24 protein-coding genes are annotated in these 20,733 nt (G+C 67.6%); 10 read left to right on the top strand and 14 right to left on the bottom strand.

Annotated features, from left to right (window positions below; all coding sequences use genetic code 11):
* Positions 1-19: 19 nt before the first annotated feature.
* The 5 genes from ACP7AG_RS11270 to ACP7AG_RS11250 form a co-directional block, all read right to left on the bottom strand.
* The gene (locus tag ACP7AG_RS11270) at positions 20-1,096 is read right to left on the bottom strand and encodes a S1C family serine protease (protein WP_426030880.1); all 1,077 of its coding nucleotides are present in this window, start codon (positions 1,094-1,096) and stop codon (positions 20-22) included.
* A 165-nt stretch (positions 1,097-1,261) separates the two neighbouring features.
* Positions 1,262-1,462 carry a hypothetical protein gene (locus tag ACP7AG_RS11265; RefSeq protein ID WP_426009435.1) on the bottom strand — a complete coding sequence of 67 codons (201 nt, stop codon included), beginning with the start codon at positions 1,460-1,462 and terminating at the stop codon, positions 1,262-1,264.
* Positions 1,463-1,562: 100 nt separating this feature from the next.
* A complete protein-coding gene (locus ACP7AG_RS11260; RefSeq protein WP_426009432.1) occupies positions 1,563-2,504 on the bottom strand; it encodes a bifunctional riboflavin kinase/FAD synthetase in 942 nt (313 codons plus the stop codon).
* Between the two features lie 10 nt (positions 2,505-2,514).
* The gene (locus tag ACP7AG_RS11255) at positions 2,515-2,937 is read right to left on the bottom strand and encodes a MaoC family dehydratase (RefSeq protein WP_426030879.1); all 423 of its coding nucleotides are present in this window, start codon (positions 2,935-2,937) and stop codon (positions 2,515-2,517) included.
* 56 nt (positions 2,938-2,993) lie between these two features.
* Positions 2,994-3,854: a TIGR01459 family HAD-type hydrolase gene (locus ACP7AG_RS11250; protein WP_426030878.1), complete on the bottom strand. Its 861-nt coding sequence runs from the start codon at positions 3,852-3,854 to the stop codon at positions 2,994-2,996.
* Between the two features lie 252 nt (positions 3,855-4,106).
* Here ACP7AG_RS11250 and ACP7AG_RS11245 point away from each other — a divergent pair, with 252 nt between their 5' ends.
* Complete coding sequence (locus ACP7AG_RS11245) at positions 4,107-5,147, top strand: NAD(P)-dependent alcohol dehydrogenase (protein WP_426030877.1); 1,041 nt, start codon at positions 4,107-4,109, stop codon at positions 5,145-5,147.
* Positions 5,148-5,204: 57 nt separating this feature from the next.
* On the opposite strand, the gene ACP7AG_RS11240 is transcribed toward ACP7AG_RS11245, so the two are convergent.
* Genes ACP7AG_RS11240 through ACP7AG_RS11230 form a run of 3 tightly spaced genes read right to left on the bottom strand, consistent with a single transcriptional unit; the run spans position 5,205 to position 7,318 of the window.
* Complete coding sequence (locus tag ACP7AG_RS11240; RefSeq protein WP_426030876.1) at positions 5,205-5,891, bottom strand: 2OG-Fe(II) oxygenase; 687 nt, start codon at positions 5,889-5,891, stop codon at positions 5,205-5,207.
* Positions 5,888-6,625, bottom strand: coding sequence for a methylated-DNA--[protein]-cysteine S-methyltransferase (locus ACP7AG_RS11235; protein ID WP_426030875.1), 738 nt, complete (start codon positions 6,623-6,625; stop codon positions 5,888-5,890). The genes ACP7AG_RS11240 and ACP7AG_RS11235 overlap by 4 nt, the downstream gene beginning before the upstream one ends.
* Before the next feature lie 51 nt (positions 6,626-6,676).
* Positions 6,677-7,318 carry a TetR/AcrR family transcriptional regulator gene (locus ACP7AG_RS11230; protein ID WP_426030874.1) on the bottom strand — a complete coding sequence of 214 codons (642 nt, stop codon included), beginning with the start codon at positions 7,316-7,318 and terminating at the stop codon, positions 6,677-6,679.
* 67 nt (positions 7,319-7,385) lie between these two features.
* Between ACP7AG_RS11230 and ACP7AG_RS11225 the strand changes: the two genes are divergently transcribed.
* Positions 7,386-8,009 (top strand): glutathione S-transferase N-terminal domain-containing protein, encoded by a 624-nt coding sequence (locus ACP7AG_RS11225; RefSeq protein ID WP_426030873.1) that lies wholly within the window; start codon positions 7,386-7,388, stop codon positions 8,007-8,009.
* A 130-nt stretch (positions 8,010-8,139) separates the two neighbouring features.
* Positions 8,140-8,469: a CC_3452 family protein gene (locus tag ACP7AG_RS11220; protein ID WP_426030872.1), complete on the top strand. Its 330-nt coding sequence runs from the start codon at positions 8,140-8,142 to the stop codon at positions 8,467-8,469.
* A gap of 152 nt (positions 8,470-8,621) precedes the next feature.
* On the opposite strand, the gene ACP7AG_RS11215 is transcribed toward ACP7AG_RS11220, so the two are convergent.
* The gene (locus ACP7AG_RS11215; RefSeq protein ID WP_426030871.1) at positions 8,622-9,089 is read right to left on the bottom strand and encodes a GNAT family N-acetyltransferase; all 468 of its coding nucleotides are present in this window, start codon (positions 9,087-9,089) and stop codon (positions 8,622-8,624) included.
* A 440-nt stretch (positions 9,090-9,529) separates the two neighbouring features.
* The gene (locus ACP7AG_RS11210; protein ID WP_426030870.1) at positions 9,530-10,789 is read right to left on the bottom strand and encodes an EAL domain-containing protein; all 1,260 of its coding nucleotides are present in this window, start codon (positions 10,787-10,789) and stop codon (positions 9,530-9,532) included.
* Positions 10,790-11,113: 324 nt separating this feature from the next.
* Between ACP7AG_RS11210 and ACP7AG_RS11205 the strand changes: the two genes are divergently transcribed.
* The 4 genes from ACP7AG_RS11205 (at position 11,114) to feoB (ending at position 15,847) form a co-directional block, all read left to right on the top strand.
* Entirely contained in the window at positions 11,114-12,319 is a 1,206-nt protein-coding gene (locus ACP7AG_RS11205) for a saccharopine dehydrogenase C-terminal domain-containing protein (RefSeq protein WP_426030869.1), read from the top strand.
* 12 nt (positions 12,320-12,331) lie between these two features.
* The gene (locus ACP7AG_RS11200; protein ID WP_426030868.1) at positions 12,332-13,504 is read left to right on the top strand and encodes a carboxynorspermidine decarboxylase; all 1,173 of its coding nucleotides are present in this window, start codon (positions 12,332-12,334) and stop codon (positions 13,502-13,504) included.
* 83 nt (positions 13,505-13,587) lie between these two features.
* A complete protein-coding gene (locus ACP7AG_RS11195) occupies positions 13,588-13,926 on the top strand; it encodes a FeoA family protein (RefSeq protein WP_426009394.1) in 339 nt (112 codons plus the stop codon).
* A 4-nt stretch (positions 13,927-13,930) separates the two neighbouring features.
* A complete protein-coding gene (gene feoB / locus ACP7AG_RS11190) occupies positions 13,931-15,847 on the top strand; it encodes a ferrous iron transport protein B (RefSeq protein ID WP_426009391.1) in 1,917 nt (638 codons plus the stop codon).
* Positions 15,848-15,937: 90 nt separating this feature from the next.
* On the opposite strand, the gene ACP7AG_RS11185 is transcribed toward feoB, so the two are convergent.
* Positions 15,938-16,096: a hypothetical protein gene (locus ACP7AG_RS11185; protein ID WP_426030867.1), complete on the bottom strand. Its 159-nt coding sequence runs from the start codon at positions 16,094-16,096 to the stop codon at positions 15,938-15,940.
* A gap of 106 nt (positions 16,097-16,202) precedes the next feature.
* Here ACP7AG_RS11185 and ACP7AG_RS11180 point away from each other — a divergent pair, with 106 nt between their 5' ends.
* A complete protein-coding gene (locus ACP7AG_RS11180) occupies positions 16,203-16,466 on the top strand; it encodes a hypothetical protein (RefSeq protein ID WP_426009387.1) in 264 nt (87 codons plus the stop codon).
* A complete protein-coding gene (locus ACP7AG_RS11175) occupies positions 16,463-16,843 on the top strand; it encodes a type II toxin-antitoxin system VapC family toxin (protein ID WP_426030866.1) in 381 nt (126 codons plus the stop codon). The genes ACP7AG_RS11180 and ACP7AG_RS11175 overlap by 4 nt, the downstream gene beginning before the upstream one ends.
* 7 nt (positions 16,844-16,850) lie before the next feature.
* Here ACP7AG_RS11175 and ACP7AG_RS11170 read toward each other — a convergent pair whose 3' ends face one another.
* Positions 16,851-17,729: a 3-hydroxybutyryl-CoA dehydrogenase gene (locus ACP7AG_RS11170; RefSeq protein WP_426009383.1), complete on the bottom strand. Its 879-nt coding sequence runs from the start codon at positions 17,727-17,729 to the stop codon at positions 16,851-16,853.
* A gap of 390 nt (positions 17,730-18,119) precedes the next feature.
* Between ACP7AG_RS11170 and ACP7AG_RS11165 the strand changes: the two genes are divergently transcribed.
* Complete coding sequence (locus ACP7AG_RS11165) at positions 18,120-19,823, top strand: glycoside hydrolase family 9 protein (protein ID WP_426030865.1); 1,704 nt, start codon at positions 18,120-18,122, stop codon at positions 19,821-19,823.
* Here ACP7AG_RS11165 and ACP7AG_RS11160 read toward each other — a convergent pair.
* Positions 19,820-20,122: a LysR substrate-binding domain-containing protein gene (locus tag ACP7AG_RS11160; protein WP_426030914.1), complete on the bottom strand. Its 303-nt coding sequence runs from the start codon at positions 20,120-20,122 to the stop codon at positions 19,820-19,822. The two genes, ACP7AG_RS11165 and ACP7AG_RS11160, sit on opposite strands and share 4 nt — an antisense overlap.
* The gene (locus tag ACP7AG_RS11155) at positions 20,053-20,712 is read right to left on the bottom strand and encodes a LysR family transcriptional regulator (protein ID WP_426030864.1); all 660 of its coding nucleotides are present in this window, start codon (positions 20,710-20,712) and stop codon (positions 20,053-20,055) included. The genes ACP7AG_RS11160 and ACP7AG_RS11155 overlap by 70 nt, the downstream gene beginning before the upstream one ends.
* Positions 20,713-20,733: the final 21 nt, after the last annotated feature.

Genomic DNA, 20,733 nt, shown 5'->3' with positions numbered 1-20,733 from the left:
TTTCGGCGATCTGGCCGCCTCAGCCGCGTTTTCGGGCTTTCGGGGTGATGGTCACGGTCATCAAACGGCCTTCGCGGATCAGGACGAAGGCGGTGGCCTTTTCGATGCTGTGGTGGTCCAGGGCGCGCAGCAGGTCATCCAGGCCGGTCAGGGGCCGGCCGGCGGCGCTGACCAGCAGGTCGCCCTCGCGCACCCCGGCCTTGGCGGCCAGACCGCCGGCGTCGATCTGGGCGACGAACACCGCATAGCCCTGGTTGACGCCGGTGGCGCGGGCCAGGCCGGGGGGGATCGGGGCCTGCTGGGCGACGAGGCCGATTGAGCCGCGCCGCACATGGCCATGGGCGATCAACTCGGCGATCACGAAGGTCGCGGTATTGGAGGCCACGGCAAAGCACAGGCCCTGGTAGCCGGCGATCACGGCGGTGGCGATGCCGACAACCTCGCCGTTGGAACTGACCAGCGGCCCGCCGCTGTTGCCGGGATTGAGGGCGGCGTCGGTCTGGATCAGGTCCTCGATCAGCCGACCGCGCTCGCCGCGCAGGCTGCGGCCCAGGGCGGAAACCACGCCGGTGGTCACCGTCGCCTCGAAGCCCAGCGGCGCGCCGATGGCGATCACCAGCTGGCCGCGCCGCAGGGCTTTGGAATTGCCCAGGCGGGCCACCGGCAGGTTGGCGCGCTGGTCAAGCTGCAGCAAGGCCAGGTCGGTGTCGGGATCGTCGCCGACGCAGCGGGCGGTCAGGCTGCGGCCCTCGGCGGTGATCACGATGGACCGCGCCGCGCCCTGCACCACGTGGCTGTTGGTCAGGATCAGGCCATTGGCGGCGATGGCGAAGCCCGAGCCCACGCCCTGGATGCGCGGGTCCTCCAGCATCGGATGGATGCGCACGACGCTGGGTCCCACCGCCTCGACGGCCCGGACCACGGCGTTGGAATAGGCGTCCAGGATCGTGTCGTCGGCGGCCGCCCCGCCGGCCTGGGGCAGTTCGCCGGGATCGAAGACGAAGAGGGCCTCGTCGGGATAGGCTAGAATTTCGTGACGGCGCGGGCTTGCGGGCTTTCGCGCCTGGGCGAACCGTTCGTACTTGCGCGCTTTCATCCCGGCCCCCGCCTCGTGTGCGGCAAAGGTTAACGGCAAGAACTGCGGTTGGCGAGTCGGCTGTCTAGGGCATTTTCGAGCGAAGTGGATCCCGGTTCGCGTGAAGAAAATGCGTAAAACAAAAACCTAGAGCCCCGGCCTGATGCAATCAGGTCGGCAAACGCTCTAGGCGTCGTCGCGGGCGTCCAGCACACCCTGCATGTGGTCGCGGAAGGCCGGCTCCTCGCGGGTCATCTGGGTGAAGGCCTCGGCCAACTCGGCACGAGCGGTTTCGAGGTTGTAGACGCCTTCGGCGTGCCGCAGCAGCACGCAGTCGAGATAGCGGTCCAGCAGCAGGTGATCGGCTTCGGTCAGGTGGATTTTCATGCGCCACGATAGACCCGGCCGGACTGTGACGCCATGCGCTTGATGACTCGATTGTCTTGAAGTCGTCGTCCCTACCTTCTCCCACAAGGGGAGAAGGATTCTAAAACCCCGGCGCGACGATCGCCCTGGCCGCCTGCTCGTCGCGCAGGATCTGTTCCACCATCAGCGCGATGCTGGCGAACTTCAGCTCGGGCCGCAGGAAGGCGATCAGGTCGGTCTCGATGACCTGGCCGTAGAGATCCTCGTCGAAGTCGAACAGCCAGGTCTCAAGCCGGGTCTCGACCTCGCCGGTGGTCGGGTTGTTGCCCAGATTGGCCACGCCGGGCACTTCGCGGCCGTCAGGCAGGCGGGTACGGGTGGCGTAGACGCCGAGTTTCGGCACCACATAGTCCTCGACCTCGACATTGGCCGTCGGGAAGCCCAGCGTCCGGCCCAACTGCTGGCCGCGACGCACCACGCCCTCGATGGCGAAGGGTCTTCCCAGGATCCGCGCGGCCCGTTCGGGATGACCATCGCGCAGGGCGTCGCGCACGGCGGTGGACGAGAACTTGTCGCCGTCGCGGCTGGCCACCGGCTCGGCCACCGAGACGGAGAAGCCGTCCTGCGCGCCATAGGTCTCCATCAGCGCGGCGCTGCCACTGCGGCCGCGTCCGAACGAGATGTCGAAGCCGACGGCCACGTGCCGGACCCCCAGACCCTTCACCAGCACTTGATCGACGAAATCCCGGTCGCCGAAACTGGCCATCTCGAAGTCGAACGGCAGCAGGTAGAGGATGTCCACGCCAAGGGCCTGCAGCGCGCGGGCCTGCTGGTCGTGGGTCATCAGCTTGAAGGCCGGCTCGCTAGGCCGGAACAGTCGGCGCGGGTGGGGGTCGAAGGTGACCACCCCCAGCGGCGCCTTGGCCGCCAGCGCGGCCTTGGCGGCCTGGGCGATCACCTGCTGGTGGCCACGATGCACGCCGTCGAAATTGCCCAGGGCAACGGCCGCGCCCCGCGCCTCGACGGGCAGGTCCTTCCAGCCATGAACGATCTTCAAGCGCATGCGAACCTTCCTACGCGGCCCTTCGCGGGACCATGACCACGGCCTCGCCATCGACCACCGGCTTGCCATTGACCAGGCAGACGGTGGCGAAGGTCACCCGGGCCTTGGCTTCATCGATCTCGGTGACGGTGGCGCGGGCGGTGACCGCGTCGCCGATCTTGACCGGCCGCTTGAACTTCAGGCTCTGCGACAGATAGATCGCGCCGGGGCCCGGCAAGGTCGTGCCCAGCACGGCCGAGATGTAGCCGGCCGACAACATGCCGTGGGCGATGCGCTCGCCAAAGCTGGTGGTCGCCGCATAGTCGGCGTCCAAGTGGACGGGGTTGTTGTCGCCGGTCACGGCCGCGAAGGCGACGATGTCGGCCTCGGCGACGTTGCGGACCAACTCGGCCGACTGGCCGACGCTCAGATCCTCCAGAAACATTCCCTGCATCCCGCGCCCCTCGTTCTTATTGTGCGTGGCGCCCAATCTAGCGGTCAGGACAGGCTTCACCAGACCAGATCGCCCATGGCGTGAGTGGCGCCGAGGTTTTCAGCTGCCAGCAGGCCCGCAACCTTTGTCGGATCCAGCTTGCCGTCGGCGCCGATCGCCGCCTCGCCATGGATGCCCTTGGCGATGAACAGGCAGGCCAACTGCTGGTCGTGGGCGCCCTTGACGTCGGTGATGACCCCGTCGCCGATGCACAGCACGCGCGTGCGATCGACCGGTCCGCCCTTCAGGGCCGCGGCTTGCGCCAGGGCCAGGTCGTAGATCGGCGCGAAGGGCTTTCCGGCCATCAGCACTTGCCCGCCCAGGCTCTCATAGAGGTCGGCCAGGGATCCGCCGCAATAGATCAGGCGGTCGCCGCGCTGCACCACCCGGTCGGGATTGGCGCAAATCAGGGTCAGGCCGCGCTCGGCGGCGATCGCCAGGCGGTCCGTATAGTCGCTGGGCGCCTCGTTCTCGTCATCGACCATACCCGTGACGGCGACGAAGGCGGCGGCCTCGGGGCCGGCGGTCTCCAGGCCCAGGCCTTCATAGAGCGTGAAGTCGCGCTCGGGGCCCACGATCCAGGCCGGGCCAGGGGCGCGTTCGGCCAGCAAGGTCCGCGTCGCATCTCCCGAGGTGACGAAGGCGCTCCAGGCCTCGCGCGGCACGCCCAGGGCGTCCAACTGCTCAACCACGGCGGCCGAGGGCCGAGGCGAGTTGGAGATCAGGATCACCGGCCCGTGGTGGGCGCGCCAATTCATCAGCGCCTGGCAGGCCTCGGGATAGCTTTCGACGCCGTTGTGGATCACCCCCCAGACGTCGCACAGCAGCACGTCATAACGGTCGGCGAGGGTGGAGAGGCCAGGGGGCAGATCGGTCATGGACAGGGGCGGTACCGGGCGGGGACAGGTGCGTCAACGGTTGCGGATGTAGGGACGCGGCGGCCCCAAGGCCAGCAGACCTTTGCCGAAAGGCCAGCCAAGCTTTCCGCGCCGGGTCGAACGGGTCGGCGCGCGCGACAGGATCGTGCATCAGATGGACGGGATCGGCCTAACGCGCGACGGCGAAAGCGTGCAAGACCTTGGTCTCCGATCGCTCCCCAGATCGTGCTCCCGAAAATCGAGGAACTTCCGATGGCCACAGCCAAGGGCTATGCGGCCCAAGCCGCGTCCGACAAGCTTTCCCCCTTCACCTTCGAACGTCGCGAGCCCAACGCCGACGACGTCGTCATCGCCATCAAGCATTGCGGCGTGTGCCACTCCGACATCCACATGGTCGACAACGGCTGGGGCATGAGCGTCTATCCGCTGGTGCCGGGCCACGAGATCACCGGCGTGGTCACCGCCGTCGGCTCCAGCGTCAGCCGGTTCAAGGAAGGCGACCAAGTGGGCGTCGGCTGTTTCGTCGACAGCTGCACCACCTGCGCCCAGCGCGACCTGGACCTGGAGCAGTACATGCCGGGCCTAGTCCAGACCTATAGCAGCCCGCAGCCCGGCTGCGACCTGCCCACCTATGGCGGCTATTCCGACCACATGGTGGTCAAGGAAGGCTATGTCCTGTCGATCCCCGACAACCTGGCGCTCGACGCGGCCGCGCCCCTGCTGTGCGCTGGCATCACGCTCTATTCGCCGCTGCGCCACTGGAACGCCGGCCCCGGCAAGAAGGTCGCCATCCTCGGTCTCGGCGGCTTGGGCCACATGGGCGTCAAGATCGCCCACGCCATGGGGGCCGAGGTGACGGTGCTGAGCCAGACCCTCTCCAAGCAGGACGACGGCCTGAAGATGGGCGCCGATCATTACTACGCGACCAGCGACGCGGCGACCTTCGAAACCCTGGCCGGAACCTTTGACCTGATCATCTGCACGGTCTCGGCGGCGCTGGACTGGGGCGCGTACCTCAACCTGCTGAAGATCGACGGCGCCATGGTGCTGGTCGGCGCGCCGGAAGAACCGGCCCAGCTCAACGCCTTCGCCCTGATCCCCGGACGCCGCACCTTGGCCGGTTCGATGATCGGCTCGATCAAGGAGACCCAGGAGATGCTCGACTTCTGCGGCCAGCACGACATTGTCGCCGACATCGAGACCATCTCGATCAACCAGATCAACGACGCCTATGTCCGCATGCAGAAGAGCGACGTGCGGTATCGGTTCGTGATCGACATGGCGACGCTTTAGGGGCGCGGGTTAGGCATGAGGCTAGGGACAGGCGCATGCGCCTGTCCCTACTCGCAGTCACGTCGCGTCGTGGAAGATCACCCCCAACACCCGCCGGCGGCCGGACCGCACCGTGCTGACGCCGTGGCGCAACACCCGGCGGTGGACGCCGCTTGACCCCTCGGCCGGGCGTTCGCGAACGGCGAAGATCACGCCCTCGCCCTGGCCCAGCGGCACGACCTGGGGCCGGGACTGCTGCCGCGGACGCTGCTCGACCAGCACGAACTCGCCGCCCTCGAAGTCGCGGCCGGGCTCGTCCAGCAGGAAGGCGGCCTGCAGCGGGAAGACGTGTTCTCCATAGAGGTCCTGGTGCAGGCAGTTGTAGTCGCCGGGGCCGTAGGTCAGCAGCAGGGGCGTCGGCCTGGCCTGGCCCGCCGCGTGGCAGCGGGCCAGCATGTCGTCGAGGCTGTCTGGGAAGGTTCGGTCCTCGCCCAGCCGCTGGGCCCAACGGTTGGCGACGGCGGCGAGGGGGCCGTACAGCGCCTGGCGGATCCGCTGCACGGGCGCGGGCAAGGGATAGGAAAAGTACCGATACTCGCCTTGGCCATAGCCGTGGCGCGCCATGACCACCCGGTTGCGAAAGCCGGCCTCCTGATCATAGAGGCCGGCGATCCCGTAGCAGGTTTCCGGTGGCAGCAGCGGGCCGGTCAGGGCCCAGCCCTGGGCGTCCAGATCGGTCGCGATCCGCGTCCAGTCCAGGCTCATGCGGCCTCGCGGGCCAACAGCGCCGCCTTGCGCTCCACCCCCCAGCGATAGCCCGCCAGCCCGCCGTCGGCCCGCACCACCCGGTGGCACGGGGTGATCACCGCCAGCGGATTGGCGCCGCAGGCCTGGGCCACGGCCCGGGCGGCGGCCGGCCGGCCGATGCTCCGCGCCACCTGCGCGTAGGACGCCGTGGTTCCGGCGGGAATCCCCCTCAACGCCGCCCAGACGGCCTGTTGAAGCGGCGTGCCCTGGGCGTCCAGGGTCAGGTCGAGCGCCGGCGCCTTGCCGTCGATCTCGGCGGCGATGGCCGCCAGCTCTGGGCGCAGGCCGTCGGGATCGTGGGTCAGCCTTGCGTGGCGGAAGCGGCGATCCAGGTCCGTTGCCAGCAGGTCCGCGTCGTCGCCCAGCGTCACCAGCCGCAGGCCGGCTTCGGAGCAAGCCACCAGGGCCAGGCCCAGGTCGGTGGAAACCGTGGCCCAACGCAAAGTCTCGCGCGGCAGGTCGGGCTTGCAGCGCAGGCAGGCGCGGAAGCCAGCGGCGCGGGCGCTCTCGCGGGTGTCGTGGAATTCGACGTTCTTGCGCAGCGGCCGTCCGGCGCAACTGGCGAGGCAATAGACGCCCGTGGTGCGCACGGCGATGAAGAAGGCGCCTTGCAGGTCGCGGTCGCGGCGGCGCAGGGCCTCCCAGCGCAGATCGTCAGCGGTGGGGTCGGTCGTGGGGATGGAAGCGATCATGTCGAGGTCTCCTCTCGTTGAACAGGAGCATGCGCCTCGACTATCCCGCCGTCATTCCGATGCTTGCGGTCCGCAGATCAGGTCCAGGGTGGCCTTGATCGTGGCGTCCAACTGCGCTCGCGTCTCGCCGGCCCGGGCGCGGACCGACAGGGCGTTGAGCATGCCGCTGGCCACCCGCGCCAGGGCGGCGGCGTCGGCGCCGGGCGGAAGCTCGCCCTTGGCCTCGGCGCGGGCCAGCAACTGTTCGAAGCCGCGATCCAGCTCGTGCAGGCCGTCGGCGACGACCGCCCGCACCGCCGGATCGACCACCGCCTGGCCCAGGCCGGCGCTGATCATGAAGCAGCCGCGCCCACCGACATCGCCCGACAGGTAGCGGCCCAAGGCGGCGTGATAGATTCGCTCCAGGGTCTGGCGCAGCGTGCCGCCGGCTCGGAAGGCCTGCGTCATCGCCGCCCGCGACTGGGCGATATAGGCGTCCATGGCGGCGTGGAACAGCGCCTGCTTGTCGCCGAACGCCCCGTACAGGCTGGGCCGGTTCATGCCTGTGGCGGCGCTCAGATCGTCCAGCGAGGCGCCGGCGAAGCCCTGGTTCCAGAAGGTCGCGGTCGCCTGGCCCAAGGCGACCTCGGGGTCGTAGCCGCGCGGCCGGCCCCGGCGCTTGGCGGGCTCAGCAGGCCCTGAGTTTTGTACCATTTCGAATAAAAACCTTGCGTCCATTATTTTTATGCGAAATGGTATGGAAATGCAAATGGAGGATCCGATGGATCTCTACTTCTCTCCGATGTCCTGTTCGATGGCCACCCGGATCGCCGCCTATGAGGCGGGCGCGGAGATCCGATTCCTCAGGGTCGACAACAAGGCGACGCCCAAGCGGGTCGAGGATGGGACGGCGTTTCTGGACATCAACCCGGTGGGCCAGGTGCCGGTGTTGCGCACCGACGACGGCGAACTGATCGTCGAGAACGCGGTCATCCTGCAATATGTCGCCGATCAATTTCCGGCCGCCGGCCTGATCCCCGCCGAAGGCGCCGATCGCCGCAAGGTGCAGAGCTGGCTGAGCTTCATCAGCTCTCAGCTTCACGCCGGGGCGTTCACCGTCCTGCTCCGGCCGACGTCGCCGGACGGCGCCAAGGCCTTCGCCCACGATCGGCTGGCCGACCGCCTGGCCTATCTCGACGCCCACCTGGGCGGCCGAGAGTTCCTGCACGGCAAGTTCAGCGTCGCCGACGCCTATCTGTTCGTGATCCTGAACTGGGCCCACGCCATTGCGCTGGACCTGGCGCCCTGGCCAGCCCTGGCCGCCTATCGCGACCGCCTGCAGGCCCGCCCCTCGGTGGCCAGGGCCCTGAGCGAAGAGTTCGCCCTCTACAAGGCCGCCGCCTAGGGCGGCAAACGGGGACGAGTGAACGGGGACACACACTCATTCCAGGGACTGAGCCGGGCTGGCCAGGCCTTGGAGTGAGTGTGTGTCCCCAACCGAACCCACCCCCAACCCCATCACCGGAGCTAACCCCATGCGCAGCCTCATCATCGCCGTCGCGGCCCTGGCCGCGACGGGCGGCCCCGCCATGTCTGAAATCAAGCCGCACGCCCCTAGACAAGAGGGGGGTTGGCTGACCCTCCAGACCCCCACCACCCAAGATCACACCGTGTTCGACGGCGCGGTCTGGCGCTGCAAGGCCGACATCTGCCGCTCGCCCCAGGTCAAGGCCATGCCGCCCATGCGCAGCTGCCGCCGCCTGGTCCGCGAACTGGGACCGATCAGCAGCTTCGGCTTCCGGGGCGTGACGTTCTCGGAGGCGGACTTGGCGGCGTGCAATGGGGTGCTGGTCGCCGGCCGGTGAGCTCAAAAATATCCGCTCATCCCGGCGAATGCCGGGACCCAGATCCCATGCCGATGGGATGATTGGAAGGTCGCGGCGCTCCTGGCGTCAGCCTCAAAACTATTCCATCTGGGTCCCGGCATTCGGCGGGATGAGCGGAATTATTGGTGGCCCTAAACGCTGGCCCGCCAGCAGAACAGCGGACCGTCATCCTCATCCTCCCGTTCGCCTGACCGCGCGAAGCCGTTGGCCTCTAGCACCCGCTGCGACGGCGCGTTGTGGATCGAGGTCTCGGCCGAGACCTCGCTGACGCGGTAGTCGCCCCGCGCCCAGTCCAGCAGGTCGGCCACCGCACGCCCGGCGATCCCGCGCCGCCGTCGCGAGGCCGCCACGCCATAGCCGATCATCACCGCGCCGCCGACATAGGGCAGGCGCACCAGCGAGCACAGGCCGACCACCTCGCCGTCCTCGACGATCAGCCAGGCATTGGGCTCGAAGCTCTCGCCGACCTCGGCCGACAGGCCGCGCAGCATGGCCAATACCTCCGACGCCTCGACCCCGCCCTCGGCGAGCGTCAGGCCGTCCGGCGCACGGCCAGCGATCAGGGCGGCGAAATGGGCGTCGGTGGCTTCGATGAGCATGGGCGTTTCCTAGCCGTCCACGCCGAACGCAGCAACGCCGGGTTGTTTTGAACGAGATTTCCCGCCATCTCATGACGCCAAGCGGAGGTAGTGATGCGTGCGCCCAACCTATCTTATTATCCCAGCTGGCGCCGTCCGCCTTCGCGGCGAAAGATTGGCTGATGGCCGCGCGCGTTATGTTTTTGACAAGCCGAATGGCCTGTCGCCCGACGCGTTGGTCAAGCTTGGCAAGTCTGCGGCTGAGGCTCGTGTCAGCTATTCATTTTCGATAGGGCCGCGAGACGGTTCAACACTTCGGGGCCGGTCCCAGGGCGCCAGCGGAGTCTAGAGCATTTCCCGACCTGACTGCGTCAGACCGTGAACTCTAATCTTTTGTTTTGACGCATTTTTCTTCACGCGAACCGGAACCACTTCGCTCGAAAATTGCTCTAGCGTCGCTCCTACCGCCCCGTCCGCCGCCGCAGGGCGCCGCGCATGAAGTCTTGCGGCGGATCGGCCTCGGCCAGGACGGCGTCGCGGATGGCGCGGGGTTCGCCGAACAGGTGGCCCTGGCCGTAGCCGATGTCGAGTTCCAGGACGTCGACCACCTGGCGCTCGTGCTCGACCTTCTCGGCGATGATCTCGATGCCGTAGCGACGGGTCAGGCCGGCGAAGTCCTGGGCGTTGAGGTCGGGCAGGGAGGCGATCACCAGCTTGCCGTCCTGCTCTTCCAACTGGTCCAGCAGAAGCTGGGCTCCGATCTTCAGGAACTTGACGTCGGCGCGGGCCAGGTCCTGGAAGTCGAGGTCCAGGTCGGTGACCTTGTCGAGGCTGAAGCGGAACCCAAGACTGGCCAGGCGGGCCATGTGCCGGGCCTCGACCGACCCGCGCTCGTCGAAGGCGGCCTGGCCCAGTTCAAAGATCAGCGCGCCGTGCAGGTCCTTGTTGACCTGGAGGAACTCCAGGAACTGGGCGAAGAACGCCTCGTCGGCCAGGCTGGCCAGCGAGATGTTGCAGAAGATCCCGACCTTGCGGTCCTGCTTGGCCAGGCGGCGGACGATCTGCACGCAGCGGAACAGCAGCAGGTTGTCGATGGCGGCGGTCAGGCCCTCGGGCTCGGCCACGGCCAGATATTCGGCCGGCATCATGATGCGGCCGGTCTCGTCGCGCAGGCGCGAAAAGCTTTCGTAGAAGACCGTGCGGCGCTGGGGCAGGCTGACGACCGGCTGCAGATAGAGGTCGACGCGGTTCTCGGCCAGGGCGTCCTGGACCACTTCGAGCAGGGCGTTGGACTGGGGCGAGCGGCGCTGCGGCTCGGCGCGGGCGACCTCGACCTGATAGGTCAGCTGGTGCTCCAGCCGGTCGCTCATCTGGGCGACGAGGTCTTCCAGCTGGTGGACCTCGCTGGTCAGTTCGGCCGAGCGGCGCTGGGCGTCGTCGACGACGGTTTCCAGCAGGCCGGTGATGCGGGCGTCGATCTTCTCGACCTGTTCCAGCACGATGCCGTGGGCCTCGCGGATGGTCTCGATGTCGACACGCAGCGAAGCGCCTTGCAGGGCGCTGGCGATCACGGCGTGAACGGCGAAGCACAGGCCCATGGCGCCGATGAAGGCGGCCAGGCCGACAGACGGCGCCGCGCCCATGCGCCACAGGGCCAGGGACGTCACCAGAGCCAGACAGAGATAGGCGCCGGTCAGCAGCGCCAGCATCAGCCTTCGCATTCGAAATCCCTACGAATCGTCGCGCTCAGTATGCGAGTCGCGCTGGCCGTGAGTCGAACAGATTAACGCCTTTGGGCCATTACGCCGCGCCTTAACCACAGGGCGCTGTCGTGGATGCGTCGCACATGGTCGTCATCCTTGGAAATGCGCCTGGATCGTCGGGGAAGGCCCTCGCGAGGCGAATTCAGGCGTTAGGGAACGGGGGTGGAGCCAGGTTGCGGGTCCGCCATGGGTGGTTAGCAGGCCTTCGGTCGTGATAAGACCCCCGCCCCCATGACAGGCGGCTATGCTGCCAGAGGTTATTCGGCGTTAGGAGAGGCCCAGATGAGCAGGGTTCTGGTAATCGGTGCAGGCGGCGTGGGTTCTGTCGCCGTCCACAAGATGGCGATGAACGCCGAGATTTTCTCGCACATCACGCTGGCGAGCCGCACCAAGTCCAAGTGCGACGCGATCGCTGAGTCCGTGAAACAGCGCACCGGCGTGGCCATCGACACCGCAGCGCTGGACGCCGACGACGTCGCCGCAACCACGGCGATGATCCAGGCGGTCAGGCCCGCCCTGGTGGTCAATCTGGCCCTGCCCTATCAGGACCTGAACATCATGGACGCCTGCCTGGCGGCCGGGGTGAACTATCTCGACACCGCCAATTACGAGACGCGCGAAGAGGCCAAGTTCGAATATAGCTGGCAGTGGGCCTATCAGGACCGCTTCAAGGACGCCGGCCTGATGGCCCTGCTGGGCAGCGGCTTCGACCCCGGCGTGACCTCGGTGTTCACCACCTACACCAAGAAGCATCTGCTGGACCGGATCGACACGCTCGACATTCTCGATTGCAACGGCGGCGACACCGGCCTGCCGTTCGCCACCAACTTCAATCCGGAAATCAACATCCGTGAAGTGACCGCGCCCTCGCGCCACTGGGAAAACGGCCAGTGGGTCGAGGGCCCCGCCCTGTCGCACAAGCAGGTCTTCGACTTCGATCAGGTCGGTCCGAAGAACATGTACCTGATGTACCACGAGGAGCTGGAGTCGCTGGCCAAGTTCTATCCGGAGATCAGCCGCATCCGCTTCTGGATGACCTTCGGCGACTCCTACCTCAAGCACCTGGACGTGCTGCAGAACGTCGGCATGACGCGGATTGACCCGGTGATGTTCCAGGGCCGCGAGATCATCCCGATCGAGTTCCTGAAAGCCCTGCTGCCCGAGCCCGCCTCGCTGGGCCCGATCACCAAGGGCAAGACCAATATCGGCACCATCGCCACGGGCCAGAAGGACGGCCAGGCCCGCACGGTCTATGTCAACAATGTCTGCGATCACGAGGCAGCCTATGCCGAGACCGGCAACCAGGCGGTCAGCTACACGACCGGCGTGCCGGCGATGATCGGCGCGGCCCTGATGCTGACCGGCCAGTGGCAGGGCGCGGGGGTGTTCAACATGGAGCAGCTGGATCCCGACCCGTTCATGGACATGCTGAACCGGCATGGCCTGCCCTGGAAGGTCCAGGACCTGGACGCGCCTCTGGCCTTCTGATCGATCATGGCCATGCAAACCCAAGCCGCCGGTCCCGGAACCTTCGCGCGCTTTGATCTGAGCTGCGTTCCGTCGCCCTGTTTCGTGGTCGACGAGGTGGCGGTGGCGCGCAATCTCGCCACGCTCAAGGATGTCGGGGACAGGTCCGGCGCCAAGGTGCTGCTGGCGCTCAAGGCGTTCTCGATGTGGTCGCTGGCCGATCTGGTGGGCCAGTATCTGGACGGCGTCTGCGCCTCGGGCCTGTGGGAGGCGCGGCTGGCGCGGGAGTTCTATTCCGGCCACCTGACCACCTATTCGCCGGCCTATAAGCGCGAGGACCTGCCCGAGATCCTGCGACTGTCGGACTCGGTGATCTTCAACTCGCCCGACCAGATCGTCCGGTTCGCAGACCTGATCGCGGCGGCTCGCGAGCAGGACCAGGTGTTCGACATCGGCCTGCGGCTTAACCCCGAGCACAGCGAGGCGGAGGTCGCCAAGTACGACCCCTGCCAACGGGGCTCGCGGCTGGGCTTTCCGGTGTCGAAGTTGCGCCCGGAACATCTGCAGGGCGTCGACGGCCTGCACATCCACGCTCTGTGCGAGCAGGGTTTCGAGCCGCTGCAGCGGATCTGGGCGTCGCTGGAGCCGAAGCTGGCGGGAGTGCTGGGCGGTCTGAAATGGTTGAACCTGGGCGGCGGCCACCACGTCACGCGCGCCGACTACCGAATCGACGATCTGGTCGGCCTGCTTCGCCAGATCGCCGAACGCCACGGGCTGCAGGTCTATATCGAGCCCGGCGAGGCCATCGCCCTCGACACCGGTATCTTGGTGGGCGAGATCCTCGACGTCTTCGACAACGCCATGCCCGTCGCCATCACCGACATCTCGGCCACCTGCCACATGCCAGACGTCATCGAGGCGCCCTACCGGCCAGCAATGTTGGACGAGCAAGACGACGGGGTCACCGTTCGGCTGGGTGGCCCCTCCTGCCTGGCCGGCGACATCATCGGCGACTATGGCTTCGCCGCGCGGCCGACGCCGGGAACGCGCATCGCCTTCCTCGACCAGGCCCACTATTCGATGGTCAAGACCAACACCTTCAACGGCGTCCCCCTGCCGGCTATCGCGCTGTGGAACAGCGAGACCGACTGCCTGAAACTGGTCCGCCAGTTCGACTATAGCGACTTCCGCGACCGCCTCTCCTGATCGGCGACAATCCGCCGCTCTAATCGGGACATGACAGCGTGACCTAGGACTGATAATCGTTCGCAAGTTTTTGCGGTGCGACCATGTCCGACGTCCTTCACCTCTCTCCCGAAACCTTGGACCGTCCCGCCGCGAGCGGCGCGTCGGCGCTGGGCATGGAGAGGCCGCTCAGCACGGCGTCCAAGGGCCAGGCGGGCGTCATCACCAAGGTCAGCGGCCAGACCGGCGCCCACGAGGCCGTCGATTCGGCCGAGCTGGAACGCCGGCTGCTGGAGATGGGCTTCGTCGAGGGCGCCCTGATCGAGGTGCTGCACGAGGGCCTGTTCGGTCGCGACCCCATCGCCGTCCGCATCGACGACATGCGCGTGGCCCTGCGCCGCCGCGAGGCCGCCGCCGTCACCGTCCAGTTCCACGAGGCCTGAGACCTTGCCCGACACCCTCGTCGCTCCTTCGGCGACCCCATCGCCCCCTTCGTCCGCCGCTTCACGGCCCGTTCGCCTGGCGCTGGTCGGCAATCCCAATTCCGGCAAGACCGCCTTGTTCAACGCCCTGACCGGCAGCCGCCAGAAGGTCGCCAACTATGCCGGCGTCACCGTCGAGCGGAAGGAAGGCGTGCTGACCCTGGCCAGCGGCCGCGGCGCCCACGTGCTCGACCTGCCCGGCACCTATTCCTTGCGGGCCCGCAGCCCCGACGAGGTGGTGACCCGCGACGCCGTGCTGGGCAAGCTGGCTGGTGAAACCGCGCCCGACGTGGTGATCTGCGTGGCCGACGCCACCAACCTGCGGCTGGTGCTGCGCCTCGTGCTGGAGCTCAAGCAGGTGGGCCGGCCGTTCGTGCTGGCGCTCAACATGTACGACATCGCCCAACGCCAGGGCCTGCGCATCGACCTGGAGCGGCTATCGGCCGAGATCGGCGCGCCGATCATCCCCACCGTCGCCACCCGCAAACGGGGACTGCAAGAGTTGGTCGCTGCGGCCGACGCCCTGGTGCTGAGCCATGCCGGCGAGCAGGACAATGTCTGGCGCGAGCCCGACGCCGCCGAGATCCGCGCCGCCCACCGCGAGGCCCAGCGCATCGTCAAGGCCTGCGTCCGCCCGGCCGAGCGCCCCGACACCGTCACCGGCAAGGTCGATGCGGTGCTGCTCAACCCGGTCGGCGGCCTGCTGATCCTGTTTGCTTTGCTGTTCGTGATGTTCCAGGCGGTGTTCACCTGGGCCCAGCCGGTCATGGACCTGATCGGGCTGGGCTTCGAGCAGGTCGGGGTGCTGATCGGCGCCGTCCTGCCTGAGGGCCTGCTGCGCAGCTTCCTGACCGACGGCCTGATCGCCGGGGTGGGCAGCGTGCTGGTCTTCCTGCCGCAGATCCTGATCCTTTTCCTCTTCATCCTGATCCTGGAAGACAGCGGCTACATGACCCGCGCGGCCTTTCTGATGGACAAGATCATGGGCGGGGCGGGCCTGCACGGCCGGGCGTTCATCCCGCTGCTGTCCAGCTTCGCCTGCGCCATCCCCGGGATCATGGCCACCCGGGTGATCGACAACAAGCATGATCGGCTGACCACCATATTGGTCGCCCCGCTGATGACCTGCTCGGCGCGGATCCCGGTCTATACCCTGATCATCGCCGCCTTCATCCCCCACACCCAGGTCTGGGGTGTCTTCAGCCTGCAGGGGTTGGTGATGTTTGGCCTCTACGCCGCCGGCATCGTCAGCGCCCTGGTCGTGTCGTTCGTGATCCGCAAGATCTTTTGGCGCGGCACGGTCGAGCCGTTCATGATGGAATTGCCGACCTATCGCTGGCCCGAGCCGCGCAACGTGCTGATGAACCTGTGGACCCGGGCCCAGATCTTCCTCAACCGCGCCGGACGCATCATCCTGCCGTTGATGATCGTGGTCTGGGTGCTGTCGACCTTCCCCTATCCCCCCGCGGGCGCGACGGGCCCGGCCATCGACTACAGCCTGGCTGGCCGACTGGGGCATCTGATCGCGCCCGTGATGCAGCCCATCGGTTTCAACTGGCAGATGACCGTCGCCTTGATCCCCGGCTTCGCGGCGCGAGAAGTGGCCGTGGCGGCCCTGGGAACGGTCTATGCCGTGGGCGGCGACGCCGACTCCCACGTGGCCCTGAGCACCCTGCTTTCGCACCAGTGGTCCTTGGCGACAGCCCTGTCGTTCCTCGCCTGGTACATCTTCGCCCCGCAGTGCATGGCGACCCTGGGCGTGGTCAAGCGCGAGACCAATGGCTGGACCTGGCCGGCGGTGATGGTCCTCTACATGACCACCCTGGCCTATCTGGCCTCGTTCGCCACCTACCATATCGCCGTGGCGATGGGCGGCGGCTAGGGCTCTAACCCGGCGGCAGGCCGATCAGGCGCGTGAACGCCGCGGAGGCAGACCAGGAACATCGTGCGGCGATAGGCGATGGCCAATCAGTCAGCTCTGGACCACCAGCAGGGTCATCCAGGCGACGGCCAGGGCGCCACGCGCCTCCCGCATCGGATCCTGCGGCCTTGCCGCCCCCATGAAGCTGGGTCCAAAACCCGCGAGCATGACGACAAAGGCCAGCACGGTGGCGAGATACAGATTGCGCAAGACTGGCTCCCCCGAGGCAGGAGCCTTGCGTAATACGGGTTTGTAGGTTGGGCGAGAGGGTGAGGTGATATTGGCCGCCAAGCACGTCTTGTGCTAATTTTGGCGCATGACTATCCGCGTCAACGTCAGCGACCTGGCCGACTTGGCCGAATTCCTCGCGCACATCGATGCGGGCGAGGACTTCGAACTGCTGCGTGACGGCGAGACTGTCGCAACGATCAACAGTGCGAAGAAGGCGGCGAGCACGCCACGAAAACGGGTTCCTGGGGTCTGGGCTCATTACGGGAAGCTGCAGGATCCGAACCTTTTCCTGCGTCCCGATCCCGATTTGGAAGAGGCGGCCGACGGGCCGATCTTTCCGGAAAAATGAAACTGCTGATCGACACGCACGTGTTGATCTGGTGGCTCACCGATCCGTCTCGACTCTCGTCTCGCGGTTTCGACGTGGTCAACGCCGATGACGTTGAGGTGCTGGTGAGCGCCGTAAGCGCTTATGAAATCGAGCTCAAGCGCCCTGTTGATCCCTTACTTCAGCGGCTTCCAATCGATCTTGTCGATGCGGTTTTCGCCGAAGGGTTTGACTGGTTAGCCGTTACCCCTGAAGACGCGGTGACGGTCGCAAGGTTGCCCCGTCACCATCGCGACCCCTGGGACAGGCTGCTCATCGCTCAGGCTGCGCGGAGCCAGATCCCGATCATGACCAAGGACGATGCCTTCTCGGCCTACGGCGTCCCGACCCTCTGGTGACCGCCGCCTACCGCGTCGGGACCGGAACATCCCCGCGGTAGTCGTAGAAGCCGCGCCCGGCTTTCTTGCCCAGCCAGCCGGCCTCGACATACTTCACCAGCAGCGGGCAGGGGCGATACTTGCTGTCGGCCAGGCCCTCATGCAGCACGTTCATGATGCTCAGCACGGTGTCCAGGCCGATGAAGTCGCCCAGCTCCAGTGGGCCCATCGGATGGTTGGCGCCCAGCTTCATGGCGGTGTCGATGGCGTCGACCGTGCCCACGCCCTCGTACAGGGTGTAGATCGCCTCGTTGATCATCGGCACCAGCACGCGGTTGACGATGAAGGCCGGGAAGTCCTCGGCGTTGGACGTGATCTTGCCCAGCGACTTGGCGAAGGCCACGGCGCGCTCGTAGGTGGGCACGTCGGTGGCGATGCCGCGGATGATCTCGACCAGCTTCATCAGCGGGACGGGGTTCATGAAGTGCAGGCCGATGAACCGCTCGGGGCGGTCGGTGGCGCTGGCCAGGCGGGTGATCGAGATCGACGAGGTGTTGGAGGCCAGCAGGGTGTCGGCGCCCAGGTGGGGCTGCAGGCTGCGGAAGATCGCCTTCTTGAGCTCTTCGTTCTCGGTGGCGGCCTCGATGGCCAGGTCGGTCGCGCCGATGTCGGCGATGGCCTCGGCGGCAGTGATGCGGGCCAGGCCGGCGGCCATGGCGGCCTCGTCGATGATCCCGCGGCTCACCTGGCGGGCCATGTTCTTCTCGATCAGGGCCAGGCCGGCGTCGATGCGCTCGCGCGAGATGTCGTGCAGCCTGACCTCGTAGCCGGCCAGGGCGACGACATGGGCTATGCCCGACCCCATCTGGCCCGCGCCGATCACGCCGACCGTCTTGATATCCGTCATTCAGACTAGCCTTGTCAGAGGGCCGTTTTCGAGGCGGAGCGGGGCCTTGCGCGTCCCGTCCAATTTCATGCCTGCTTTTCTAGCACGAGCACCCCCACCGTCGCCAAGACTTTGCTGCGCTGCGGCGGCAAGGGCGGGGACCCACGCATTCGAGCCTGTTCCAAGGTCAAGCGGCTCCATGGTCGCGTCTCTCCTTTCCAAGCTCGCCCCTTGCCCCGGATCACCGCCGCCGCTGCGGGAACGACCTTCTCCCACGCCTGATTGGGCTCAGGACTGGGGAACGCTGTTGTCGATGTCCACGATGGGTTCCCGTGAACCTGGCGCGGCGGCCGCGATTGTCGAGGGTGGGCCAAAGCGCTACCTTAGGTCGAACGAAGCGGGGTGGCCAGGATGTCGAACTCTCCAAGCGCGCTGACCCGGCGGGACCTGACGGCGGTGACGGCCGGTCTGCTGGCCCTTGGCGCGGCGCGCGGCTCCGGCGCCGGCGCGCCACTTCCCGGACCCCGGCTCAACCAACTGGGCTTCCTGCCCAAGGCCGCCAAGCGCTTCGTCCTACCGGTCCCGCCCGGCGATAAGGGGGCTCGGCCGTTCACGGTCGAGACCCTGGCGGGCCAACGGGTCTTCAGCGGTCGGCTGGACCCGGAGGTTCACGACGCGACCGCCACGGCAGGCGAACATGTGCGGACCGGCGACTTCTCGGCCTTGAGCCGGGCGGGCCGCTACCGGGTGCGGATCGACAGGCTCGCCTCGGCGCCGTTCGAGGTCGGGCCGGCGATCTACGCCCCGCTGGTCCGCGACGCCGCCCGCGCCTTCTTTCTGATCCGGGCCAATGTCGCGCTCGATGACCCCGTGACCGGGATCCAGCACGCGGCGGGCCATCTCAGCGAGGCCGCCCTGCTCGTCGATGGCGCATCGCGTGACCTGACGGGTGGCTGGTACAATGCTGGTGACTACGGCAAGTGGTCCCACATGGCGGCGATCAGCGTCAGTCAGATGCTATGGCTGCATACCCTGCGACCGGATGCCGCCCAGGCCCTGACCCTTGGCGTTCCCCAAAACTGGCCAGGCTTGGACGACCTGCTGCAACAGGCGCGCTGGGGCCTGGAGTGGCTGCTGAAGATGCAGAACCCTGACGGCTCGGTGCTGCACAAGGTCGATTCCAGCGGCCAATACGCCTGGGGCCAGCCGCCCGAGCGCGATCCGCATCCGCGCGCCGCCCAGGGCGCGTCCAGCCTCGACGCGGGGGTGTTCGTTGGGGTTATGCTGCAGGCCGCGCGCGTGTTCGCGCCGCTCGACCCTGAGTTCGCGGCCCGCTGCAAGGCCGCTGCCCTGCGCGCCTGGGACTGGCTTGAGGCCCACCCCAAGGTCGTGCACGACGACTATGCCTATACCGACCCCAATCCGCGCCAGGAGATCCTCTGGGCGACGTGCGAGATGGCCGTCCTGACCGGCGCGCCTCAGCTCGCCGCGCGCGCGACCGCCGGCGTAAAGGACCTGGGCGTCTTCCCGTTCTTCTGGCCGGGACCTCAGCTGCTGGGCGTGATGAGCTTGGCGCGAACGACGGGCGAGGCCGGGGTTGCGGCGCGGGCGGCGATCCTGGAAGCCGCCAAGGTCGTCGCGGGCTCTGCCGCCGAAGATCCCTACGGATTCACGGTTCGGCCCGAGGCCTACATCTGGGGCTCGGTCGAGCTGGCGCTGAACACCGCCGTGCTGTGCCTGTTCGCCAGCGAGCTGGGCGGCGAGGGCGCGCGCGAGACAGCCCAGCGCCTGCTCGACTATGTCCTGGGCTGCAACGCCCTGGACCATGGCTTCGTCACCGGCCACGGCGCGCGCGCCACGCGGCGTCCGTATCACTGGACCTGCCGGGTCTGGGGGATCGTCATGCCGGGCTGGGCCAGTGGCGGCCCCAATGGCGGGCTGACCGGGGCCGACCCGCGGCTGAAGGCGGTCATCGAGGCCGGAACCCCGCCCGCCAAGTGCTTCGTGGACGCCTGCGAGGCCGACGGCTCCTGGGCCTCCAACGAAGGCCAGACCAGCGAGAACGCGGCCCTGCTGCTGGCGGCGGGCCTGTTCGGTCTAGCCCGGGGAAGCTAGCCGGCCGTCGTTTCCGCTCGGGCCGTTGCGGTTTCGGCCAGGAACCAGTCGCGCAGCTTGAGGATGCGGGCCAGCTTGGGGCTGTCGGCGCGCCAGACGAAGTGGTTGCCGGTCTCGACGCTGACCTCGCCGGAGAACGGCCGCACCAGCCGGCCCTCGCTGAGGTCGCGTTCCGCCAGCCCGCTGCGGGCCAGGGCCACGCCTACCCCATGGGCGGCCGTGTCGAGCATCAGGGCGGTGTCCTCGAAGGCCAGGCCTGCTGGCGCGGCGCCTCTTTCACCCCCGTGGCGGTCAACCAGATCGACCAGGGCAGGCCGACGTGGCGCAGCAGCGGCACGTCCAGCAGATCCCGCGTCTCGCGGATCGGGTGCTTTGCCAGGAACTCGGGGCTGCAGACCGGAAACACCCGCTCGATCATAAGGGTGGCGACCTCGACGCCGGGCCACACGCCGCAGCCGAACCGCAGGGCGATGTCGACGCCGTCGGTGGTCAGGTCGGCGACGCGGTCCTCGGCGCGGACGATCAGGTCCGGCTCGCCGGTGTCGGCCGCCAGCCGGGCCAGGCGAGTGACAAGCCAGCGGCTGGCGAAGGCGGCGCTGCTGCTGATCACCAGAGGACCGCGCGTCGCCTCGCGGGCGTCATCGACCCCGGCGCGCAGAGTGGCCAGCGCCGCTGTGACCTGATCGGCCAGGCGCTGGCCGGTGGCGGTGGGGATCATGGCGTTGCCCCGGCGGATGAACAACTTTGTTCCCAGTTCGTCCTCCAGCTTGCGGATCTGCTGGCTGACCGCGCCGTGGGTGACGAACAACTCCCGCGCCGCGCGGCTATAGCTGCGGTGCCGGGCGGCGGCCTCCAAGGCGGTCAAGGTCAGGAACGGCGGCAGGCGCATGGCGGCTCAGGCTTGTTAGTC

It is taken from the genome of Caulobacter sp. DWP3-1-3b2 (assembly GCF_049896325.1).
Taxonomy (GTDB): Bacteria; Pseudomonadota; Alphaproteobacteria; order Caulobacterales; family Caulobacteraceae; genus Caulobacter.
Note: the sequence above shows the minus strand (reverse complement) of the source record. Positions and strands in the feature narration are given on the sequence as shown.

Coding starts and splice junctions, on each gene's coding strand:
- ACP7AG_RS11255 (WP_426030879.1), bottom strand. CDS start 2,937: ATGCAGGGAATGTTTCTGGAGGATCTGAGCGTCGGCCAGTCGGCCGAG.
- ACP7AG_RS11170 (WP_426009383.1), bottom strand. CDS start 17,729: ATGACGGATATCAAGACGGTCGGCGTGATCGGCGCGGGCCAGATGGGG.
- ACP7AG_RS11165 (WP_426030865.1), top strand. CDS start 18,120: ATGTCGAACTCTCCAAGCGCGCTGACCCGGCGGGACCTGACGGCGGTG.
- ACP7AG_RS11195 (WP_426009394.1), top strand. CDS start 13,588: ATGTCCGACGTCCTTCACCTCTCTCCCGAAACCTTGGACCGTCCCGCC.
- ACP7AG_RS11260 (WP_426009432.1), bottom strand. CDS start 2,504: ATGCGCTTGAAGATCGTTCATGGCTGGAAGGACCTGCCCGTCGAGGCG.
- ACP7AG_RS11235 (WP_426030875.1), bottom strand. CDS start 6,625: ATGATCGCTTCCATCCCCACGACCGACCCCACCGCTGACGATCTGCGC.
- ACP7AG_RS11175 (WP_426030866.1), top strand. CDS start 16,463: ATGAAACTGCTGATCGACACGCACGTGTTGATCTGGTGGCTCACCGAT.
- ACP7AG_RS11205 (WP_426030869.1), top strand. CDS start 11,114: ATGAGCAGGGTTCTGGTAATCGGTGCAGGCGGCGTGGGTTCTGTCGCC.
- ACP7AG_RS11200 (WP_426030868.1), top strand. CDS start 12,332: ATGCAAACCCAAGCCGCCGGTCCCGGAACCTTCGCGCGCTTTGATCTG.
- ACP7AG_RS11220 (WP_426030872.1), top strand. CDS start 8,140: ATGCGCAGCCTCATCATCGCCGTCGCGGCCCTGGCCGCGACGGGCGGC.
- ACP7AG_RS11250 (WP_426030878.1), bottom strand. CDS start 3,854: ATGACCGATCTGCCCCCTGGCCTCTCCACCCTCGCCGACCGTTATGAC.
- ACP7AG_RS11180 (WP_426009387.1), top strand. CDS start 16,203: ATGACTATCCGCGTCAACGTCAGCGACCTGGCCGACTTGGCCGAATTC.
- ACP7AG_RS11225 (WP_426030873.1), top strand. CDS start 7,386: ATGGATCTCTACTTCTCTCCGATGTCCTGTTCGATGGCCACCCGGATC.
- ACP7AG_RS11245 (WP_426030877.1), top strand. CDS start 4,107: ATGGCCACAGCCAAGGGCTATGCGGCCCAAGCCGCGTCCGACAAGCTT.
- ACP7AG_RS11155 (WP_426030864.1), bottom strand. CDS start 20,712: ATGCGCCTGCCGCCGTTCCTGACCTTGACCGCCTTGGAGGCCGCCGCC.
- ACP7AG_RS11240 (WP_426030876.1), bottom strand. CDS start 5,891: ATGAGCCTGGACTGGACGCGGATCGCGACCGATCTGGACGCCCAGGGC.
- ACP7AG_RS11230 (WP_426030874.1), bottom strand. CDS start 7,318: ATGGTACAAAACTCAGGGCCTGCTGAGCCCGCCAAGCGCCGGGGCCGG.
- ACP7AG_RS11210 (WP_426030870.1), bottom strand. CDS start 10,789: ATGCGAAGGCTGATGCTGGCGCTGCTGACCGGCGCCTATCTCTGTCTG.
- ACP7AG_RS11265 (WP_426009435.1), bottom strand. CDS start 1,462: ATGAAAATCCACCTGACCGAAGCCGATCACCTGCTGCTGGACCGCTAT.
- ACP7AG_RS11270 (WP_426030880.1), bottom strand. CDS start 1,096: ATGAAAGCGCGCAAGTACGAACGGTTCGCCCAGGCGCGAAAGCCCGCA.
- ACP7AG_RS11215 (WP_426030871.1), bottom strand. CDS start 9,089: ATGCTCATCGAAGCCACCGACGCCCATTTCGCCGCCCTGATCGCTGGC.